Origin of the sequence: Agrobacterium rosae (genome assembly GCF_002915175.1) — a bacterium.
In the GTDB taxonomy this organism is placed as follows: Bacteria; Pseudomonadota; Alphaproteobacteria; order Rhizobiales; family Rhizobiaceae; genus Agrobacterium; species Agrobacterium rosae.
This window is the reverse complement of record NZ_NXEJ01000008.1, coordinates 320,239-340,353: the sequence shown is the minus strand read 5'-3', so window position 1 is coordinate 340,353 and position 20,115 is coordinate 320,239. Positions and strand designations below refer to the sequence as shown.

General features: G+C 55.8%; 17 protein-coding genes and 1 pseudogene. 13 read left to right on the top strand and 5 right to left on the bottom strand.

Annotation, left to right across the window (positions count from 1 at the left end):
* Nucleotides 1-81 precede the first annotated feature (81 nt).
* From pcaD to CPJ18_RS17320, 13 genes are all read left to right on the top strand, one after another.
* Nucleotides 82-879: a 3-oxoadipate enol-lactonase gene (gene pcaD / locus CPJ18_RS17380; protein ID WP_103659698.1), complete on the top strand. Its 798-nt coding sequence runs from the start codon at nucleotides 82-84 to the stop codon at nucleotides 877-879.
* A 3-nt stretch (nucleotides 880-882) separates the two neighbouring features.
* Nucleotides 883-1,299, top strand: coding sequence for a 4-carboxymuconolactone decarboxylase (gene pcaC / locus CPJ18_RS17375; protein ID WP_077104243.1), 417 nt, complete (start codon nucleotides 883-885; stop codon nucleotides 1,297-1,299).
* A complete protein-coding gene (pcaH, locus tag CPJ18_RS17370) occupies nucleotides 1,296-2,036 on the top strand; it encodes a protocatechuate 3,4-dioxygenase subunit beta (RefSeq protein WP_103659487.1) in 741 nt (246 codons plus the stop codon). The genes pcaC and pcaH overlap by 4 nt, the downstream gene beginning before the upstream one ends.
* 1 nt (nucleotide 2,037) lies before the next feature.
* Nucleotides 2,038-2,658 (top strand): protocatechuate 3,4-dioxygenase subunit alpha, encoded by a 621-nt coding sequence (gene pcaG / locus CPJ18_RS17365; protein WP_103659486.1) that lies wholly within the window; start codon nucleotides 2,038-2,040, stop codon nucleotides 2,656-2,658.
* Between the two features lie 8 nt (nucleotides 2,659-2,666).
* Nucleotides 2,667-3,719 (top strand): 3-carboxy-cis,cis-muconate cycloisomerase, encoded by a 1,053-nt coding sequence (locus tag CPJ18_RS17360; RefSeq protein ID WP_103659485.1) that lies wholly within the window; start codon nucleotides 2,667-2,669, stop codon nucleotides 3,717-3,719.
* Nucleotides 3,720-3,926: 207 nt separating this feature from the next.
* Nucleotides 3,927-4,148 carry a hypothetical protein gene (locus tag CPJ18_RS17355; RefSeq protein WP_103659697.1) on the top strand — a complete coding sequence of 74 codons (222 nt, stop codon included), beginning with the start codon at nucleotides 3,927-3,929 and terminating at the stop codon, nucleotides 4,146-4,148.
* Nucleotides 4,149-4,186: 38 nt separating this feature from the next.
* Nucleotides 4,187-4,747 carry a type 1 glutamine amidotransferase domain-containing protein gene (locus tag CPJ18_RS17350; RefSeq protein WP_103659484.1) on the top strand — a complete coding sequence of 187 codons (561 nt, stop codon included), beginning with the start codon at nucleotides 4,187-4,189 and terminating at the stop codon, nucleotides 4,745-4,747.
* A gap of 736 nt (nucleotides 4,748-5,483) precedes the next feature.
* A complete protein-coding gene (locus CPJ18_RS17345; RefSeq protein WP_077106338.1) occupies nucleotides 5,484-6,164 on the top strand; it encodes a sugar transferase in 681 nt (226 codons plus the stop codon).
* A 127-nt stretch (nucleotides 6,165-6,291) separates the two neighbouring features.
* The gene (locus CPJ18_RS17340) at nucleotides 6,292-7,563 is read left to right on the top strand and encodes a polysaccharide biosynthesis/export family protein (RefSeq protein WP_103659696.1); all 1,272 of its coding nucleotides are present in this window, start codon (nucleotides 6,292-6,294) and stop codon (nucleotides 7,561-7,563) included.
* A gap of 7 nt (nucleotides 7,564-7,570) precedes the next feature.
* Nucleotides 7,571-8,836 carry an O-antigen ligase family protein gene (locus tag CPJ18_RS17335; RefSeq protein ID WP_077106336.1) on the top strand — a complete coding sequence of 422 codons (1,266 nt, stop codon included), beginning with the start codon at nucleotides 7,571-7,573 and terminating at the stop codon, nucleotides 8,834-8,836.
* A 134-nt stretch (nucleotides 8,837-8,970) separates the two neighbouring features.
* Entirely contained in the window at nucleotides 8,971-9,732 is a 762-nt protein-coding gene (locus CPJ18_RS17330) for an ImuA family protein (RefSeq protein WP_077106335.1), read from the top strand.
* Nucleotides 9,647-11,164: a Y-family DNA polymerase gene (locus tag CPJ18_RS17325; protein WP_077106334.1), complete on the top strand. Its 1,518-nt coding sequence runs from the start codon at nucleotides 9,647-9,649 to the stop codon at nucleotides 11,162-11,164. The genes CPJ18_RS17330 and CPJ18_RS17325 overlap by 86 nt, the downstream gene beginning before the upstream one ends.
* Nucleotides 11,161-14,418, top strand: a complete 3,258-nt coding sequence (locus CPJ18_RS17320) for an error-prone DNA polymerase (protein WP_103659483.1) — start codon at nucleotides 11,161-11,163, stop codon at nucleotides 14,416-14,418. The genes CPJ18_RS17325 and CPJ18_RS17320 overlap by 4 nt, the downstream gene beginning before the upstream one ends.
* Nucleotides 14,419-14,441: 23 nt before the next feature.
* On the opposite strand, the gene CPJ18_RS17315 is transcribed toward CPJ18_RS17320, so the two are convergent.
* The 5 genes and pseudogenes from CPJ18_RS17315 to ytfQ all read right to left on the bottom strand — a co-directional run bounded on the left by CPJ18_RS17315 (nucleotide 14,442) and on the right by ytfQ (nucleotide 19,767).
* A complete protein-coding gene (locus CPJ18_RS17315) occupies nucleotides 14,442-15,173 on the bottom strand; it encodes a FadR/GntR family transcriptional regulator (RefSeq protein ID WP_103659482.1) in 732 nt (243 codons plus the stop codon).
* Between the two features lie 22 nt (nucleotides 15,174-15,195).
* The gene (yjfF, locus tag CPJ18_RS17310) at nucleotides 15,196-16,176 is read right to left on the bottom strand and encodes a galactofuranose ABC transporter, permease protein YjfF (protein WP_103659481.1); all 981 of its coding nucleotides are present in this window, start codon (nucleotides 16,174-16,176) and stop codon (nucleotides 15,196-15,198) included.
* Complete coding sequence (locus tag CPJ18_RS17305) at nucleotides 16,173-17,216, bottom strand: ABC transporter permease (protein WP_167397939.1); 1,044 nt, start codon at nucleotides 17,214-17,216, stop codon at nucleotides 16,173-16,175. The genes yjfF and CPJ18_RS17305 overlap by 4 nt, the downstream gene beginning before the upstream one ends.
* Nucleotides 17,216-18,739: pseudogene (locus CPJ18_RS17300) on the bottom strand (sugar ABC transporter ATP-binding protein). The gene CPJ18_RS17305 and the pseudogene CPJ18_RS17300 overlap by 1 nt, the downstream one beginning before the upstream one ends.
* A 68-nt stretch (nucleotides 18,740-18,807) precedes the next feature.
* Entirely contained in the window at nucleotides 18,808-19,767 is a 960-nt protein-coding gene (ytfQ, locus tag CPJ18_RS17295; protein WP_077106329.1) for a galactofuranose ABC transporter, galactofuranose-binding protein YtfQ, read from the bottom strand.
* Nucleotides 19,768-20,115 lie beyond the last annotated feature (348 nt).

Below are 20,115 nucleotides of genomic sequence, written 5' to 3'. Positions count from 1 at the left end.
CTGTGGGTTATGTTTTGTGATGAAAAACTTATTTTACTTAACCTTTTCCATCTTGCAATATCGTCAACAGGAGGAATGCGCATGCAATTTTTGCTGTCTAACGATCGGGCGATCCATTATCGCGCGGTTGATCTGGATAAAGACAAGCCGGTTATCGTTTTCATCAACTCGCTGGGTACCGATTTTCGTATCTGGAACGCGGTGATGGACACGCTTGGGGAGCGATATGCTTATATCCTGCACGACAAGCGCGGGCACGGGCTGTCGGACACTGGCGTCACACCTTATTCAATAGACGACCATGTTGATGACCTCGCAATTCTGCTCGATCATCTCTCCATCAAACACGCCATCATCTGGGGGCTTTCCGTCGGAGGCTTGATAGCGCAGGGTGTTTACGCTCGTCGCCCGGATCTCGTCCGCGCGCTGATCCTCAGCAACACCGCGCACAAGATTGGCACTGCGGACATGTGGAATGACCGTATCGGCAAGATTGAACGTGATGGCCTCGCGCCTCTGGTGAATGGTGTCATGGAGCGTTGGTTTACACCGATATTTCGCCAGCCGGATAATGCTGCCTATCTTGGTGCACGCACCATGCTCGCCCGCCAGGATGCGTCGGGTTATGCCGGAACGTGTGCTGCCATTCGTGATGCGGATTTTACCGCACTTGCAAGCAAGATCGCAGTGCCGACATTGTGCGTTGCGGGTGATGGCGATGGCTCGACGCCGCCAGAACTGGTTCGTGAGCTTGCAGCTCTCATACCCAATAGTAGCGTCTCTGTGATCGAGAATTGTGGACATATACCGTGTCTCGAACAGCCTGCTGCCTACGCTGCTGCTGTCGATGTTTTCATAAAATCCTTGCCGGAGCTTTGATCCATGGCTGATGCGAATAAGACTGATAGGTTCGATGCCGGCATGAAAACCCGTCGAGAGGTTTTGGGCAACGCGCATGTGGACCGCGCGCAAGCGGCATCCACGCCGTTCGATCAACCCTTTCAGCAGTTGATTACGGAGTCGGCCTGGGGAAATGTCTGGTCGGGTACGCAGTGGACGAAGCGCGAGCGCTCTATTGTAACGATAGCGCTGCTTGCTGCGCTCGGCCAGGATGAGGAAGTCGCCATGCATGTGCGCGCCACGGCTAATACCGGTGCAACGGAAGAGGATATCCGCGAAGCGCTGATGCATGTCGCCATTTATGCTGGCGTTCCTGCCGCCAACCATGCTTTCAAGATTGCGAAGAATACGCTCGCGGAGATGCGGGCTGCTTCTTCGCGTGAGGAGGAACAGAAATGACCAACACACTGCCCGAAACCGGACCGTTTTTTGCCAGAGACCGCAGCATTCACCCGCCTGCTTTTGCGCCGGGATATAAGACTTCGGTTCTTCGTTCGCCGCAGCGAGCTCTAATTTCGCTGGAATCCACCAAGAGCGAAATTACGGGTCCGGTCTTCGGCCACAGCATGCTCAACCCGCTGGATAATGACCTTATCCTCAATTACGCCCGGCCCGGCGAAATGCCTATCGGCCCGCGCATATTGGTGCATGGCCGTGTTCTGGATGAGCGCGGCAAAGGCGTGGATGGTGCATTGGTGGAATTCTGGCAGGCCAATGCCGGGGGGCGGTATCTTCACAAGAAGGAAAGCTATCTGGCTGCCGTCGATCCGAATTTCGGTGGTGTCGGCCGCACGATCACGGATGCGGATGGCTATTACTGGTTCAAGACGATCATGCCCGGAGCCTATCCATGGCCAAACGGCGTGAATGACTGGCGTCCGGCGCACATCCATTTTTCCGTCTTCGGCCACGGTTTTGCGCAGCGCCTGATCACCCAGATGTATTTCGAGGGCGACCCGATGATCTGGCAATGTCCGATCGTTAAAACAATCCCTGACAAAGCAGCGGTCGAGCGGCTGGTTGCGGCACTCGACATGACCAATGCCATTCCCATGGACATGCGCGCTTACAAGTTCGATATCGTGCTGCGCGGACGCCGCTCCACCCTGTTTGAAAATCGCGTGGAGGGAAATTAAAATGGTTCAGCCACTTTATTACTTCAAGGAAAGCGCTTCGCAGACCGCTGGTCCCTATGTCCATATCGGCTGCACGCCTAACTTCGTCGGTATTCGCGGCATCTTTTCCGAGGATCTCGGCTCAGGCGCGCTTTATAATGAGAACGCCAAGGGCGAGCGGATCACCATTCGCGGCACCGTTTACGATGGTGGCGGTAATGCCCTGAAGGATGCGCTGATCGAAATTTGGCAGGCGGATGCGCAAGGGCTTTATAACAGCCCCAGCGAGACACGCGGTGCAGCCGATCCGAATTTTTCCGGTTGGGGCCGCTCTCCCGGTGATATGGACACGGGCGAATTCGTGTTTGAAAGCATCAAGCCGGGCAAGGTGCCGTTCAATGACGGGCGCTGGATGGCCCCGCACATCACCTTCTGGATCGTCGCACGCGGCATCAATATTGGCCTGCACACCCGCATGTATTTCCCGGAAGAAACCGATGCCAATGCGGTTGACCCAATTCTGGCCCGTGTCGAGCACAAACCAAGGCTTGCAACGTTGATCGCTAAAAAGGAAGGAGAGGGCACATATCGCTTCGACATCCACCTTCAAGGTGACAGTGAAACGGTCTTCTTCGACATTTGAGATGTAAAATGAGCCTGTCCCCTTTCGAACATCCGTTTCTCGGTGGTCTCTTCGGAGACGCGGAAATTGCCGCGCTGTTTTCTGCAGATGCAGATGTCGCGGCCATGCTGCGGTTTGAAAGCGCGTTGGCGCAGGCGCAGGCCGCAACGGGGGTGATCTCGAAAGAGGATGCCGCGCACATCGTCGCGGGCATCGAAAGCGCTTCGATTGATGGAGACGCGTTGCGTCAGGGCGTCGCGAAAGACGGCGTGGTCATCCCTGAACTGGTGCGCCAGTTGCGCGGTGCCGTAGGCGGGAATGCAGCGGCAAAGGTCCACTTCGGCGCGACCAGCCAGGATGTCATCGATACAAGCCTGATGCTGCGTCTGAAAGCTGCGACCCAAATTATCAACGCACGCCTGACCTTATGCATCACGGCGCTTGAGGATGTTTCCAAGCGCGATGGCTCGAGGCCTCTGATGGCTTACACGCGTATGCAGGCCGCGATCCCCATTACTGCTGACGACAGAATTTCGACATGGCTTGAGCCTTTACGGCGTCACCGCGAGCGTCTGGCGACTTTCGCGAGCGATGGCTTTGCACTTCAGTTCGGTGGGGCAGCCGGGACGCTGGAAAAGTTTGGTGATAAGGGAGCCTCGGTACGGGCAGAGCTTGCGCAGCGGCTGGAACTTGTCGATGCACGGCAATGGCAAAGCCAGCGCGATGGTATTGCAGATTTCGGCCATATCCTGTCCCTTATCACAGGCTCGCTTGGAAAGCTCGGGCAGGACATTGCGCTGCTGGCGCAGGCCGGTGGCGAAATCCGGCTTTCAGGCGGCGGTGGCTCGTCTGCCATGCCACACAAACAAAATCCGGTAGCGGCTGAAACACTTATTGCACTGGGGCGCTTCAATGCCGTGCAGATATCAGGTCTGCATCAATCCATGGTGCACGAGCAAGAGCGTTCGGGTGCGGCCTGGATGCTGGAATGGCTGGTTTTGCCGCAAATGGTGGCCGCAACCGGCAGTGCACTTTTGTCCGCGCATCGTCTTTTAAACCAGCTCGAAGCTATCGGTTCCTGATCGTTCCCTCATATTCGTATTCTATTTTTTAGGAACCATTGTCCAAGGGGTACGTTCTTTTGGCAGAGCCGCCGTGTCAAACGGACATGATGGCGCTGAAGAACATCAGGATTTTTCTTTTTTCTTGATGGCCGACGAACTGGCAAACGAGCTCCTCACCATCCGGTGTCCTCCGATCTCGCCAGGTCCCGTCAATGGAGACAAGACATGGAAAAGACCGAAACGCGTAAGCTTGCGGAAGAATACATGCTGCTTGGCGGAACCCGTCAGGTGATGATCGACGACAATAAAACGTTTGTTCGTCAATACGACGAGGAACCTGAAGAGGCGGAACGCTTCTGGCAGGAGAGAATTGCGGTGCTGGAAAAAGCTCGAATGGAAGATGTCGAGTTCTTTTTGCCCTCCGTGAATTCTGACGAGGCCAATTGAGCCTCCAACTTTAAGAATCCAACAACAGGAGAAGAGATATGACAGCGATTAATGCTGCAAAGATCGTTATTCTTGCGACTGATGGCTATGAACGTTCAGAACTGCGCATTCCCTATGATCAGTTGAAAGCCAAGGGTGCCGACGTGAAAATCGCGTCGATTGAGAACGGCGAGATCAAAAGCTGGGATGAGAAGAACTGGGGCGACGCAATCAGTGTCGACCTGCTGGCAAAGGATGTCCGCGTTGAAGACTTCGACGCGCTCGTTCTCCCAGGCGGGCAGATCAATCCAGACGTTTTGAGAGCCGATGAAAGCGCGATGCGTGTGGTTAAAGATTTCGTTGCTTCCGGCAAAGTCGTCGCTGCAATTTGTCACGCGCCGTGGCTGCTGGTGGAAGCAGACGCAGTAAAAGGCCGACAGATTACATCCTACGGCTCCATTAAAACCGATGTTAAAAACGCCGGCGGCATCTGGAAAGATGAGGAAGTTGTTTGCGACAAGGGCATTGTCACGTCACGCTCGCCAGATGACCTTGACGCATTTGTGGCAAAGATCGTCGAGGAAGTGGAAGAAGGTCGTCACGACCGACGTGCGGCATAGCTGCCAGACCGATATTGCCATCCATCAGAGCCGCCATACCAATGGCGGCTCTTTTTTTGCCTCATAGAATGCAATTTAAAGTTCGCTACTCGCTTTTACGCATGGCTAGTGATTTTGATAAATCGAGACGGGCGCGTAGAATCACACTTATTTCATTGGCGTAAATGCTATTCGCCGCATATGAGAACTCGCCGTGCATTATTAAGAGCTATGCAAATTCAATGCGCCATTATTTCGCCGCATTTGCGTCATGATTGCGTCCAGTTCTGCTCTGTAAATCCATTATTTCGAAGACAAGATTAATTTTTCTTCATAAAAATACAGACATTGCCTGTCTTTTTGAGTGTGCGACGCCGCAATTTTATTGCGCTGCACAATAGATTTTTTGGCCTTTTAAGCTTCGTTGTTTGACAAAGCGGACTTGGAATCACGTCGCAACGCAGAACGCCATAAGACTATATGCAAGGTAACGCCCCTCTTAATACATGAGTAAACACAAGATTTCCGAACGTGAAGCACCGTAGAGGTGGGGTAGTTGTTGTTTTTTGTTCGGTTAATATTGTGAACAGTTCTTTTGTGAGTATTTCTGAGGCCCTCATGGGCCGAGACTAAGGCACCCTGCCTCACAAAAAATTCAAAACCATCAAATTCTGGTCACAGCCTTGCTGTCTCATCTAGTCTCATTGATGCGCCCAACGGGTACCGACCATCGCAAAACATAAATGGAGTTTCCTCTATGAAGTCCGCGACACGATCGGCTGTTTCGCCGCTTAGTAGCTCAGACGATACCGACCTGAGCTTTCCAATCGGAGGAATTGCTAAACGCAGCTTTGACGTTTCGTCAGCCCTGCTAGCACTCCTCATCCTTAGCCCGATCTTTTTGATGATCATGGCTATGGTAAAATTCTCTGACCGTGGTCCCGCATTTTATGGCCACCGCCGCGTCGGCCATAATGGACGTATGTTCCATTGCCTGAAGTTCCGCACCATGGTGATGAACGGTGATGAAGTTCTGCGTCAGTACCTTGCAGCAAACCCTGAAGCTGCCGAGGAATGGAAAGCTACGCGTAAACTCAAGAACGACCCACGCGTCACAGCGATCGGCAACGTTCTGCGTAAGCTCAGCCTGGATGAACTGCCGCAGCTCGTTAATATCCTTCGTGGCGAAATGAGTGTTGTCGGTCCACGTCCCGTAGTTGACGAAGAGCTTAACTACTACGAAGGCGCTGCTTCCTATTATCTCAGCACGCGTCCAGGCCTGACTGGCTTGTGGCAGATCAGCGGTCGTAACGACGTTTCCTACAAGGAGCGCGTCGACTTCGATACGCAATATGTGCGCAACTGGTCGATGATGCAGGACGTTTCGATTATCGTTAAAACCATTCCCGCAGTTTGCATGTCTCGTGGCAGCTACTGAACAAATTTCATCGTTCGTCGTTTTGCACAAAAGATATTGCCGCCACCCTATGTGGCATTTGCGACCGGCCCTTATAAGCTGGTCGTAATCCGGTCGCGGTCTTGCGATCGTAAATATGGAGTTCAAGATGGTTGGCATCGCCACCGGCTTTTCTAAAAACGTTGCGTCCCGCAAATTCTTTGCGCTTGCTGTTACAGCGTCGCTGGTTTTCATTGCTCCTCTCCAGGCATTTGCGCAGGACAAGCAATATCTTCTCGGCACCGCTGACAAGCTGCGCATTCGCGTTGCCGAATGGCAGCCTGCCGATGGCACTATCCGCAATTGGGAAGTGATCAACGGAGATTATTCCGTTGGCGCATCCGGTTCGCTGTCCCTGCCATTCATCGGCCAATTGGACGTTGCCGGTAAAACCACAGGCCAAGTGGGTGAAGAGATCGGTGCGCAACTGCAAAGCAAGTTTGCGTTGCGCAACCTGCCGTCTGCCTCCGTCGAAATCTCTCAATTCCGCCCGGTGTTCCTGACCGGTGATGTTCAGACCCCCGGCGAATATCCCTATGCCCCCAATCTGACCGTATTGAAGGCTGTCAGCCTTTCCGGCGGTTTGCGCCGTTCCGATGCTGGCCAGCGCTTTGCACGCGACTTTATCAATGCCCGTGGCGATGCTGCCGTCTATGACGACCAGCGCGGTCGTCTTCTGGCACGGCAGGCTCGGCTTCAGGCAGAGGTGAGGGGCGACACGGAAATAGCCAAGACGCCCGCCCTTGAAAATATCCTGAATATCGATGCTCTCTTGGAGAGCGAAAATGCTCTCATGAAGTCGCGTAGCGAACGCTATACGCTTCAGTTGAAGGCCCTGACCGATCTCAGGCAGCTTCTGGAAACGGAAGTCGAATCCCTGCAAAAGAAGTCGGAAACCCAGAATCGTCAGCTGCAACTGGCCAATGAGGACAAGGAAAAGGTAAACCGGCTGAATGAGCAGGGTCTTGCCCTTGCCCAGCGGCGGATTTCTGCCGAAGAGCGTGCCGCCGAAGTGGAGTCCACGCTTCTCGATATCGATACGTCTTCGTTGCGCGCCAAGCAGGATATCAACAAGGCAATGCAGGACGAGATCAACCTGCGCAATGATTGGGTCGCTCAGCGCTCCAAGGAATTGCAGGATACAGAAGCTGAACTGCAGAAGCTGAACCTGCAACTCGGCACCAGCCGCGAATTGATTTCCGAAGCACTGGCGCAATCAGCCGAGGCCATTCGCTTTGATCCTTCGGGCAAGTCGGCGACCATCACCTACGTTATCGTTCGCGAACAGGACGGTACATCGAAGGAAATCAAGGCTGACGAAACCACATCCATTCAGCCTGGTGATGTGATAAAGGTGTCATCAGACGTTCTGATGCAGTGAGGCCCACATGCGGATTGCCAAATCGGCACTGATCGATCCGGATAGAAACGGCCTTTACGGAATGGCGGCGGTGGCGCTGTCATTCTTCGTCTTCGCCTATTCATCCAAGTTCGGCATGGTCTCGGTCCTTGCCTACTACGCCGTGTGGCTCCCACTCGTTCTGGTGGATTACCGTCGTGTTTTGGGCAATTACACCCGTTACCTCTGGATTTTCGGTTTCGGTATTCTCGCGGTGCTCTCCAGTTTCTGGTCGGACGCCATGTCCACAACCATGAGGGCATCCATTCAATATATGACGCATATCGTCTGCGCACTGATTGCGATGCGCGTCATCTCGATCACCACACTGACGCGCGGTGCGCTTATCGGCATTATTGTCGTTCTGCTTTATTCCATGCTGTTCGGTATTTATCTTTTCGACGCTCTGGATGGCACATTCAGTTTCGTCGGTGCTTTTTCCTCCAAGAATCAGCTTGGTTTCTATGCATCTCTCGGTGTGATTTTTGCCGCCTCCTCGGTGCTGGTGCTGCGTCAGCGCGACATGATCTGGCTTGGTATTGCCGGAATGGCAGGCTTGCTCTCAGCTTATTGCCTGCTGGCATCACAATCGGCCACGTCAGTCATCACGACGGCCGCCGTTGTTGCTCTCATCATCGGCTTTATGCCCATGGGCATGCTGTCTCCCGCCAATCGCAAGATGATCTTTCTTGCTCTGGTGGGCGCAGGTGGCCTGCTTGTGGTGGCGGCTTTGCAATTTGGCCTGCTGGATGCGGTGCTTGGCATTTTCGGCAAGGACTCGACACTGACCGGGCGCACCTATCTATGGCAGCAAGGCATCGAGGCCGCGAAAGCCTCTCCTATCCTGGGCGTAGGCTATCAAGGCTTTTGGGTCGTGGGCTTTTATGATGCCGAGCGTCTGTGGGACGATTTCTTCATCACCACGCGCAGCGGTTTTCACTTCCACAATACCTATATCGAAACCGTCGTAGAGAATGGCTTCGTTGGCTTGGCACTGCTGGTTATGGTGCTGTACGGAACGCTCCTCGGGCACTTGCGCTCTGTGCTGGTGCGCAACCGCGATCCGCAGGGACTGATCCTTTTTGCTCTTTGCGCGCTGTTCGTTGTGCGATCCTTCGTGGAAATCGACATTATCTTCGCCTATCAGATCGGCTCTTTCCTGCTCTATTATTCAGCAGGAAAACTGACGCTGCCAAAGCGTGTGGCCGCTGGCGCATTTTCTGGCGTGGCCATGCGCCCTGTGCCGGGGCGCTGACTTTCATCAATATGGAGACGTCTTTTTGTCTTATCCACAGGACGCGGGAAAGCTTATTGACTCTTTGCTGAAGTAGGAACAAAAAGTGAACAAGTAGTTTTTGAAGCGTGAAGTGCCTCTAAAAGTGTTGTGTCATGCATAAACGCGCCGAACAGTTGGTTGTCGAAGAATTGCGGGAGCGGCTGGAGCGGATCACGCAAGGTCCGGTACGGCATCATGAAACCCTGCCTTTCGGTGTTCCTTCCATTGATGAGCATCTGCCCGGCGGCGGCTTGAAGCTCGGAAGTTTGCACGAGGTCAGCGGTGGCGGCAATGGTGCCGTGGATGGCGCTGCTCCGGCGCTGTTTTCCGCAGGCATAGCCGCACGTGTGAAAGGCAAAATTCTTTGGTGCGTGACCCGGCCTGATCTGTTCATGCCTGCCTTGACGCAGGCGGGCCTATCGCAAAACCGCCTGATCATTGTGGAGTGTCGCGATGAAAAAGGCGTGCTGGACTGTTTCGAAGAGGGCTTGCGCTGCAACGGCTTCGGGGCAGTGGTGGGTGAAGTGTCGAAACTGCCAATGACCATCTCCCGACGTTTGCAATTGGCGGCGGAAGGGTCCGGGGTCGTCGGTCTCGCAATTCGTCGCTGGCGTCATCCATCCGGTGCTGTTGAGTTCGGACAGCCGACGGCTGCCGTCACGCGGTGGCGCATTTCCGTGCGGCCCTCCACACCCTTGCCGGTGCAGGGGGTGGGTCGGGCGCGTTGGTTTCTGGAGCTTTTGCGGTGTCGTGGCGGCGAATGTGCCGATTTTGAAGTGGAAGCCTGTGATGCAAAGGGTCGTCTCGCTCTACCTGCCGACATGGTCGACAGACCGCTACCGCAGGACGCTTGGCAAACAAGCGCCACCGCTTGACCGCCCGGTGGTGATGATTGCCAGACAGGGAAGTCGTCGGGTAATCGCAGCGCAGGATGTTGCGGCAGCATCGGCTGGCCTGAGGCTTGGCATGCCGGTCAGCAAGGCGCAGGCCATTCTGCCCGGCCTCATCGTGGAGGAGTTGCAGGCTGCCGAGGATGCCAAAGCGCTGCGGGACCTCGCCTTCTGGTTCCTGCGGATCTACGCACCGATTGTCGCGCCTGATCCGCCTGATGGTCTGGTGCTGGATACGACGGGTGCGGACCATCTGCATGGCAACGAACATCTGATGCTGACCGGCATGATCAACCGCCTGCACGGGCTTGGCTTTACGGCACGTGCTGCGATTGCCGACAGCTGGGGTGCCGCGCATGCGCTGGCTCGCTTCGGCAAGGATGCCGCAACCATCGTGCCGCAAGCGGGTGCCTTTGCCGCACTCGCATCTCTCCCCTTGGCGGCTCTTCGTCTGGAGCCGAGGACCGTGGCCGATCTGAAAGTGCTGGGCTTTCGCCACATTGGGCAGTTGATGGCAACAGCGCGTGCGCCGGTCACGCTGCGTTTCGGCCCGCAGGTGGGTCGCAGGCTGGATCATGCTCATGGCCTGCTGTCAGAACCGATTGAGCCGATCCGCGTGCCGGAATTGGTCGAAGTTTTTCGCTTCTTTGCCGAACCCATTTCTGCTGCCGAGACCATCGCACGATACACCGAAAAGCTCGTTCGCCGGCTTTGTCTCGGGCTGGAAAAGCGTGGCCTCGGCGCACGACGTGTCGATCTCGTGCTGCACCGGGTCGATAGCGGCTTGCAGGCCATCCGCGCCGGAACCTCCAAACCGGTTCGCGACGTCAAGCAATTGACCCGCCTCTTGAGCGACCGGATCGATACGATCGACCCCGGTTTCGGCATCGAGAAAATGACTCTGACGGCAACCCACGCGGAAGCGCTGGTGGTGGGGCAGGCGCGCTCCACCCTGCTGGATGATGCGAAAGCCGATATTGGTGAAACCGTCGATGTCATCATCAACCGCGGCCACAAGGTCTATCGTTATGCGGCAGTCGCCAGCGATGTACCCGAACGTTCCGTCCAGATGGTTGCTGCACAGTCTGCCGCTGATCCTCTCGGCTGGCCGGACCACTGGCCACGTCCAGTTCGCCTCCTTGCCCGCCCGGAGCCGATCAAGACAATGGCACTGTTGCCGGATCATCCGCCCAAAAGCTTCACATGGCGCGGTGTCCGCCGTCTGGTGAAACGGGCCGATGGGCCGGAACGCGTTTTCGGTGAATGGTGGAAACGCGACTGCGAACAGGCTGCAGTTCGCGATTATTTCACCGTGGAGGATGAGGCAGGCGAGCGCTTCTGGATTTTCCGCTACGGTGATGGTGAGCACGCCAATACCGGCTCCTTGAGCTGGTTTATGCACGGGCTATTCGGATGAGCGCTCAATATGCCGAACTTCAGGTGACATCGCATTTCTCGTTCCTGCGGGGGGTCAGTTCCTGCGAGGATTTGTTTGCCCAGGCAAAAGCCCTCGGCATCGAGGCCCTGGGCATTGTGGATCGCAACAGCCTCACCGGAATCCCGCGCGCCTATCGGGCTGCGGAAAAAACAGGAATCCGGCTCGTCATCGGGTGCAGGCTCGACCTGGAAGACGACATCTCCGTGCTTGTCTATCCCACAGATCGGGCCGCCTACGGCCGGCTGTGCCGTCTGCTTACCCATGGCAAGAAAGCGGCGGGCAAAGGAAAATGCCATCTGACATGGAGCGACCTGGTTGCCTATGGTGAAGGGCTGCTGGTCATCCTGTTACCGGACCTTGCGGATGAAGTCCTCTCCATTCGGCTGCGGCGGCTGAAAGCTGATTTTGGTGATCGAGCCTACGTGGCCATGAGCCTCCGCCGCCGTCCGAACGATCAGGTGCGGCTTTATGATCTCTCGCACATGGCAGAGCGTACAGGCGTTGCCACCGTCGTCACCAATGACGTGCTGTTTCATGAGCCGGAACGCCGCATGCTGCAGGACGTCGTCACCTGCATCCGCCACAATTGTACCATCGATGATGCCGGTTTCAGGCGCGAACGGCACGCCGACCGCTACCTGAAACCACCGCAGGAAATGCACCGGCTGTTTTCCGCCTATCCCGGCGCTCTCAAGCGAACGCTGGAGATTGTACGGCGGTGCAAATTTTCGCTTAAGGAACTGAAATACCAATACCCAGAAGAAAACATCCTGCCGGGTTTGAATGCGCAGGAAGCGCTGGAGAAATATGTCTGGGATGAAGTGCCTGGTAAGTATCCTGATGGTCTGCCGGAAAAGGTGAAAAACAGCCTCAAACATGAATTGGCGATCATCGCCAAGAAAAAATACGCCCCCTATTTTCTCACCGTCAATGCCATCGTCCGTAAGGCGCGGGAGATGGAGATTCTGTGCCAAGGCCGAGGCTCGGCGGCCAACTCCGCCGTCTGTTTTGTGCTGGGCATCACCGCCATCGATCCCAAGGATAGCGACCTTCTGTTCGAACGGTTCGTCTCGGAAGACCGGGACGAGCCGCCGGATATCGATGTGGATTTCGAGCATCAACGACGCGAGGAGATCATCCAGTGGATTTACAATCATTATGGGCATGACAAGGCGGCACTTTGCTCTGTCATCAGTCGCTACCGCGGAAAGGGTGCCATTCGCGATGTTGGTAAGGTACTGGGCTTGCCGGAAGATTTGACTAAGCTCATGTCCTCGCAAATCTGGTGGTGGACGGAAGATGCGGGGGAAAAGGAAGCCAAGGACCTCAACATCAACCTGAATGATCGACGCGTAAAACTTGCCTTTGATCTTGCCCGCCAACTCATCGGCACACCGCGCCATCACAGCCAGCATCCGGGTGGTTTTGTGCTGACGCATGACCGTCTGGACGAACTCGTCCCCATTCTGCCCGCCGCTATGGACGACCGCAGCATCATCGAATGGGACAAGGACGATATCGAGGTGGTGGAATTTATGAAAATGGATTGCCTCGCACTCGGCATGCTGTCCTGCATGCGTCGGGCCTTCGATATGCTGACAGTTCGCAAAGGTAAAAAATTCGAGCTTACGAGCATAGAGAATGGTGACAAACCGACCTATGCCATGATCTGCAAGGCCGATACCATCGGTACGTTCCAGATCGAAAGCCGTGCACAGATGTCGATGTTGCCGAGGCTGAGGCCTCAGGAACTGTATGATCTGGTTATTCAGGTAGCGATTGTGCGGCCCGGTCCTATTCAAGGCAATATGGTCCACCCCTATCTCAAGCGGCGGGAGGAAAAGGCGCAGGGAAAGACAATCGAGTACGAGCATCCAATGCTCGAAAAAGTTCTTCACAAGACGCTTGGTGTCCCGCTCTTTCAAGAACACGCCATGCGGCTCGCCATTGACTGTGCGGGCTTTTCTGCCAATGAAGCCGATCAGTTAAGGCGCGCAATGGCGACATTCAAGAATGTCGGAACGATTGCCAATTTCGAAAGTAAATTGATTGGCGGGCTCATCGCGAAAGGTTTCGCGCCGGAATTCGCAGAACGGCTTTTCGCGCAGATCAAAGGCTTCGGCAGTTACGGCTTTCCTGAGAGCCATGCGGCATCCTTCGCGCTGATCGCCTACGCATCCTCCTGGGTGAAATGCCATCACCCGGATATTTTTTGCGCGGCACTTCTGAACTCCCAACCGATGGGCTTCTATGCGCCCGCCCAACTCGTTCGCGATGCCCGCGATCACGGTGTCGTTGTGCGCCCTGTCTGCGTTAACACCAGCCGCTGGGATTGCAGGCTTGAGGAGGAAGTCGGCCCTGAGCGAAATGCCGTTCGTCTCGGCATGTGCCTTGTCAAAGGGCTGTCCAACAAGCGTGCAGGCGATATCATCGCATGCCGTGAGGATCGCCCATTTGTATCCATTGATGATCTGTGGCGAAGGGCCGGTGTTCCTGTTGATGCTCTGGTCGCGCTTGCCGAAGCCGATGCCTTTTTGCCGTCGCTTGGCCTATCCCGCCGCCAGGCGCTTTGGGCCATCAAGGCGTTGCGCGATGAGCCTTTGCCGTTATTTGCGGCCGCTGCTGCAAGCCAGAACAGCGTCATTGCGGAGTTGAGCGAACCAGAGGTCGCCTTGCGCCCCATGACGGCGGGTGGGGAGGTGGTTCAGGATTATGGCCATGTCGGCTTGACCTTGCGCGAGCATCCCATGGCGTTTTTGCGGGATGACCTTTCAAAGCGGCGTATTGCGACTTGTGCGCAAACCGTTGGTGCAAACGACGGAAGCTGGCTGGAAATTGCCGGGCTCGTTCTGGTTCGGCAGCGGCCCGGTTCGGCCAAGGGTGTCATCTTCATGACGCTGGAAGATGAAACGGGCATTGCCAATGCCGTCGTCTGGGTCAAAACCTTCGAGAAATATCGCCGCGTCATTCTGTCGGCGGGAATGGTCGGGATTTACGGAAAAATCCAGCGTGAAGGCGAAGTCGTGCATCTTGTCGCCCGCCGTATCACCGATCTCTCCGATGTGCTGAAAAGCGTGGGCGAAAGGGAAGGGCCGTTTCCGTTGCCGCATGGCCGAGGCGATGAGTTTCATCACGGCATTCCACCCGAAGATCGTCGCCGCCTACCGAAACGAGCCGACATGCAGGAGGATGGAGGGGACCAAATCACCGTCAAAGGCCGCAATTTTCATTGAGGCGCGCCGGATATCTCAGAGTGTCACTCTGAGATCGCGTTCTTGATCCGGTCCTTGCCGACAAGAATTACCTGTCGCATGGCCTTGATGGCAGAGCCTTCATCCCGTGCCGCAATGGCATGGACGATGCGCAGATGATTGGATGCAATTTCCGAAATCGTCTCTGGCGACGACGCCGGCGAAGAAAGCTGGAAGGAAATTGCGAGTGCCGCCTCGATCAGGCCGCTGGCAGAACGCATGAAGGGGTTGCCGGAAATGCGGGCGACGGCCAGATGAAATTCCAGATCGACCTTGGCGATGGTCTCGGGCGTATGGTTCACATTGTCGAACCGAGCGGCAATGGCATAGAGGGAGACGATGTCTTCGCTCGACGCATGGCGTGCTGCTGCTGCTGCGGCTGCCGGTTCCAGTGCCAGTCGGATATCGGCTAGATGATTGATGAACTCAGGGTCCAGCCCCGCATCGCACCGCCAGCCCAAAACATCAGGATCGAAGAAATTCCAGCTGGATTTTTCCAGAACGCGTGTTCCAACTTTTGCCTTTGGTTCGACAAGGCGCTTGGCTGCCAGCGTCTTCATGGTCTCACGCAGCACGGTGCGCGAGACGCCGAAGCGAAGGGAAAGCTCGGCATCATTCGGCAGAAGAGAGTTTTCGGGGATGCGGCCCGATACGATGGCGCTGCCGAGCTCAGCCACGACATGCGCATGGCTGCTGCGCCGCTTTCGTCCGGTAATTGTGGTTTCCAGCAGCCCCAATAAAATGCCTCCGTCGTTATCGTTATGCCGGATGAGCTCCAGCCAGCCTTCTGTTTGAATACCAGATGATGGTGCGTTGCAACACGATGAATATGAACAGCAGTATGCCAATGACGATTTTCGTCCACCAGGATGACAATGTGCCCTCGAAGACGATGTAGGTCTGTATCAGTCCCTGGATCAGCAAGCCGATGAAAGTCCCCGCCACAAGCCCAGTGCCGCCTGTCAGCAAGGTGCCGCCGATGACCACGGCTGCGATTGCATCAAGCTCCATGCCAACCGTCGCCAGCGAATAACCCGAGGATGTATAGAGCGTGTAGACGATACCAGCCAACCCAGACAGAAAGCCTGAGAGGGCATAGATACCGATGATCGTCTTGCCGATGGGAACACCCATCAGTTCCGCCGATTGCTGATTGCCGCCCAGTGCATAAATGTTCGCACCAAACCGTGTCCGGCTGGCAACGATGCCGCCCACGACGAAGACGATCAGCATCACGATGGCAAGCGCCGTCAACCGTCCACCGCCGGGCACCCGGAAGTAGAAGCCCTGGATGGCATCGATGACGGGATGCGAGATCGGCACGGATTGCGTCGAGATCAGATAGGCGGCACCACGCGCCAGAAACATGCCAGCCAAGGTCACCACAAAGGGCGGTATTGAGAGGAATCTTATCATCGCTCCCATCAGGCAGCCGAAAATCGTGGAGATGACGAGCACGGCTGCGAAGGCGACCAGCGGATGGACATTATAGGTGCCAACCAGAACCGCCACGAACACGCTGGCGAAGGCAATGACCGAACCGATGGAAAGGTCGATGCCGCCCGAGAGGATGACGAAGGTCATGCCGACTGCGGCGATGCCGAGAAAGGCGTTGTCCGTCAACAGATTGCCGACGACCCGCGTCGAGAACATGGCTGGGTACTGCATAACGCACAGCACATAGGCGACGAGAAAGACGGCAAGAGTCGTCAGAAACGGAAGATTGCGGGTGTGGATCATCGCGCCGCTCCCTCATGGTTGACGGTGTGGGACGGCGTGACTGGAGCCGGTGTCTTGCGCGATCTGGTAAAGCCGATCAGCGTTCCGATGGCGGGTGATTGCAGCGTCAACACGACAATGATGATGCCCGCCTTAATGATGAGGTTGAATTCTGGTGGAAAGCCGGAGACCAGAATGCCGGTATTGATGGTCTGGATGATCAAGGCACCGATCAGCGATGCGGTGATGGAAAAACGCCCGCCATTCAATGATGTGCCACCGATGACCACCGCCAGAATGGCATCGAGTTCCAGCCATAGACCGGCATTGTTGGCATCCGCACCGCGGATATCGGCGGTTACGATCATGCCCGCAACGGCTGCGCAAAGCCCGGATACTGCGTAGACGAAAAACAACAGAAACCGTGCCCGTACACCGGCCAGCGCGGATGCGCGGCGGTTGATGCCGGTCGCTTCGATGAGAAAGCCGAGTGCGGATTTGCGCACCAGAATGCCCACGAGCAGCGCTGTCACAACCCAGATGATGACAGGCATGGGGATGCCCGCAAAAGCGCCGGTGCCGATGGCGGAAAAGCTGTCATCGTTAAACGTCAGAATAACGCCTTCGGTGATGAGCTGGGCAATGCCGCGCCCGGCGACCATCAGGATCAGCGTTGCAATGATCGGTTGGATATCGAGAATGGCGACAAGAATACCGTTCCAGATACCGCAGACGATGCCCACTGCAAGCGAAACGGCGATAACGACGGGAATAGAGTGGCCGCTGGTGATCAAGGTCGCGGCAACTGCGCCACAGATGGCGATGACCGCACCAATGGACAGGTCGATGCCCTTGGTGGCGATGACCAGCGTCATGCCAATCGTCAGCAATGCCACCGGCGCTGCGCGCACCAGAATGTCGATGACGCTGCCATAGAGGCGGCCGTTCTGGAACGACACATTCAGAAATCCAGGTGAAATCAAAGCGATAGCGCCGAGGATGATGATGAGTGCGGCAAGCTGGGGCGCGAGCCGTTTCAGGCGGGCAGTGATGCTCTTCATCATGCGGCCTCCGTTCTGGATGCACTGGCAATGGCTTGCATGATGTTATCCGCGGTCACGTCTTCTCCCTTGAGTTCGGCCACATGTCGCCGGTCGGACAGCACGATGACCCGGTGCGCGACAGCCGTCAGCTCTTCCAGTTCAGACGATATAACGATGAGCGACATGCCCTGCGAACAGAGACGCTCGATCATTTTCAGGATTTCCGCATGCGCACCGATGTCGATGCCGCGTGTCGGCTCGTCGAGAATGAGCAGGCGTGGATCGGTCGCCAGCCAACGAGCCAAGATTGCTTTTTGCTGATTGCCGCCGGATAGAAATTTGATCGGTCTTTCGCGATCCGCCGGGCGGATATCGAGTGACTTGATAAAGCCATCCGCCAATGCGGCCTTTTGCTTGTGAGAGAGCGGGCGCATCCACCCCTGTCTCGCCTGCAAGGCGAGCGCAATATTATCCGCCACGGAAAAATCACCAATGATGCCATCCGTCTTTCGTTCTTCCGGGCAAAAGCCGAACCCGTTTTCAATGGCAGCTTCCGGAGAAGAAATCGCAACCGTCTTGCCGTCGATGCTGGCCTGTCCGCCATCCGGCTTGTCTATGCCGAACAGCAGGAAAGCGGTCTCGCTGCGGCCCGAACCCAAAAGACCGGCGATACCAACAACTTCACCGGGGCGCACATCGAGATCAAACGGTTCGACGCTGCCGCGTTTTCCCTACCCCTCGAAGCGGATCGGCGCTTCGCCCTCCACCACGGTGTTGTCTGCGGCCTGACGGTCATGGGTCACGCTTTGCAGTTCACGTCCCAGCATCATCGAAATGAGTTCGCCGCGCGGCAATTCGGAAATCTGGCGGGTGCCGACAAGCTTGCCGTTGCGCAATACGGTCACGCGGTCGGCGATATCGTAGACCTGGTTGAGGAAGTGGGTGATGATGACGATGCCAAGACCCTCAGTGCGCAGTTGGCGCAGCACGGTGAACAGCATCTCGACTTCGTGGCTGTCGAGGCTCGCGGTCGGCTCGTCCAGAACCAGAACCTTGCCGGAGAGATCAACGGCGCGGGCAATCGCAATAATCTGGCGGATTGCGACGGAGTAGCTCGAAAGCAACGCATCGACATTGATCGTAAGGCCATAGCGCGTCAGAATTTTTTCCGCCTTTGCGCGCATTTCGCGACGGTCGATCAGGCCGAAACGGCGGGGCTGTCTGCCCAGAAACAGGTTTTCGGCGACGGTCAGATTTTCGAGAAGGTTCACTTCCTGATAGACGGTGCCGATACCGAGGTTTTGCGCCTCGGCGACATTGGTCGGCGAAATCTCTGCGCCATCGAGACGAATTGTGCCACGGTCGCGGTGATAAACGCCTGTCAGTATTTTGATGAGCGTCGATTTGCCCGCACCGTTTTCTCCCAGCAAAGCATGAACTTCACCACGGTTGAGCGATATATCGACATTATCGAGCGCAGCGATACCCAGGAAAGATTTTCCTATGGCGCGCGCTTCCAGAAGAGGGCTGGTTTCGGGCATGGTCAAGTCCTGCACGGAATATAGGTGGGAACGGCGCTTGCGCGCCGCTCCCGAAGCTGGAAACTGGCTTAGTAGCCAAGTCCCTTCTTCTCCTCGTACACCTTCATCGGGTCATCAGACGCCGTGTAGAGCTTGGATTCCGTCTGGATCCACTTTGCAGGCTCTTTCTTGTCCTTCAAATATGCTTCAAGCGCGTCGAAGGCAGGGCCAGCCATGTTTGGCGTCAGTTCTACCGTCGCATTGGCTTCACCGGCAGCCATGGCCTTGAAGATATCGGGGACAGCATCGATGGACACGACCTTGATATCTGTGCCTGGCTTCAAACCAGCTTCCTTAATGGCCTGGATTGCGCCGACAGCCATATCGTCATTGTGGGCGTAAACTGCGCAGATATTCTTGCCGCCGCCTTCAGCCTTGATGAAGCTTTCCATGACTTCCTTGCCCTTGGTGCGGGTAAAGTCGCCGGTCTGCGAACGAACGATCTTGATGTTGGCATGCGATGCGATGCCTTCCTCGAAGCCCTTCTTGCGGTTGATCGCAGGCGAAGAACCGGTGGTGCCCTGAAGCTCTACGACCTTGCAGTCCTTGGAGCCGACATCCTTGGCCAGCCATTCACCGGCAACCTTGCCTTCATGGACCTGATCGGATGTGACAGCGGTCAGGTACAGGCTGTCTGGAGCCTCGATCTGACGGTCGAGAAGAATGACAGGAATCTTCTCTTCCTTGGCTTCCTTCAGAACGGCATCCCAGCCGGTTGCGACGACAGGTGCGATGAAGATGGCATCGACGCCCTGTGCGATGAAGCCGCGAACGGCCTTGATCTGGTTTTCCTGCTTCTGCTGCGCATCGGCAAACTTCAGCGTCACGCCGCGTTTTTCGGCCTGCTGCTTGGTCACCGTTGTTTCAGCCGCGCGCCAACCGGATTCAGAGCCGATCTGCGAAAAGCCAACGGTGAGAGTTTTTGCGGAAACGCCTGATGCCAGACATGCAGATAGAGCGACAGTAACTGCCGCGAGTGCTTTTTTCATCTGTAATCCTCCCAGAGATGAATTCGGCTAAGACGGGCAGATATGAGCATATAGTATTATCTTTGGAAAGTGGCTTCTGAGCGTTTTCTTGTATTCGACGAGGAAGAAATCCTGAGAAAACAGGAATTTTTCCTTATATTACAATAGAGTTCGAGCCGTAAATAATTTTTGCGCGGCGTACCGATCAACTCTGCGCTCTGCTTGACAAGAGGCCGGGGCGCAAAATAGTAATACGAATACCGAGTGCTGATCCTTGGTGATTGACGGACTCAGTCAATTGCCGCAGATGAGTGTCAGGCAAAAGAAGAATTCAGGGCGGAAACGTGTGACGATCCTTATCGACTGTCT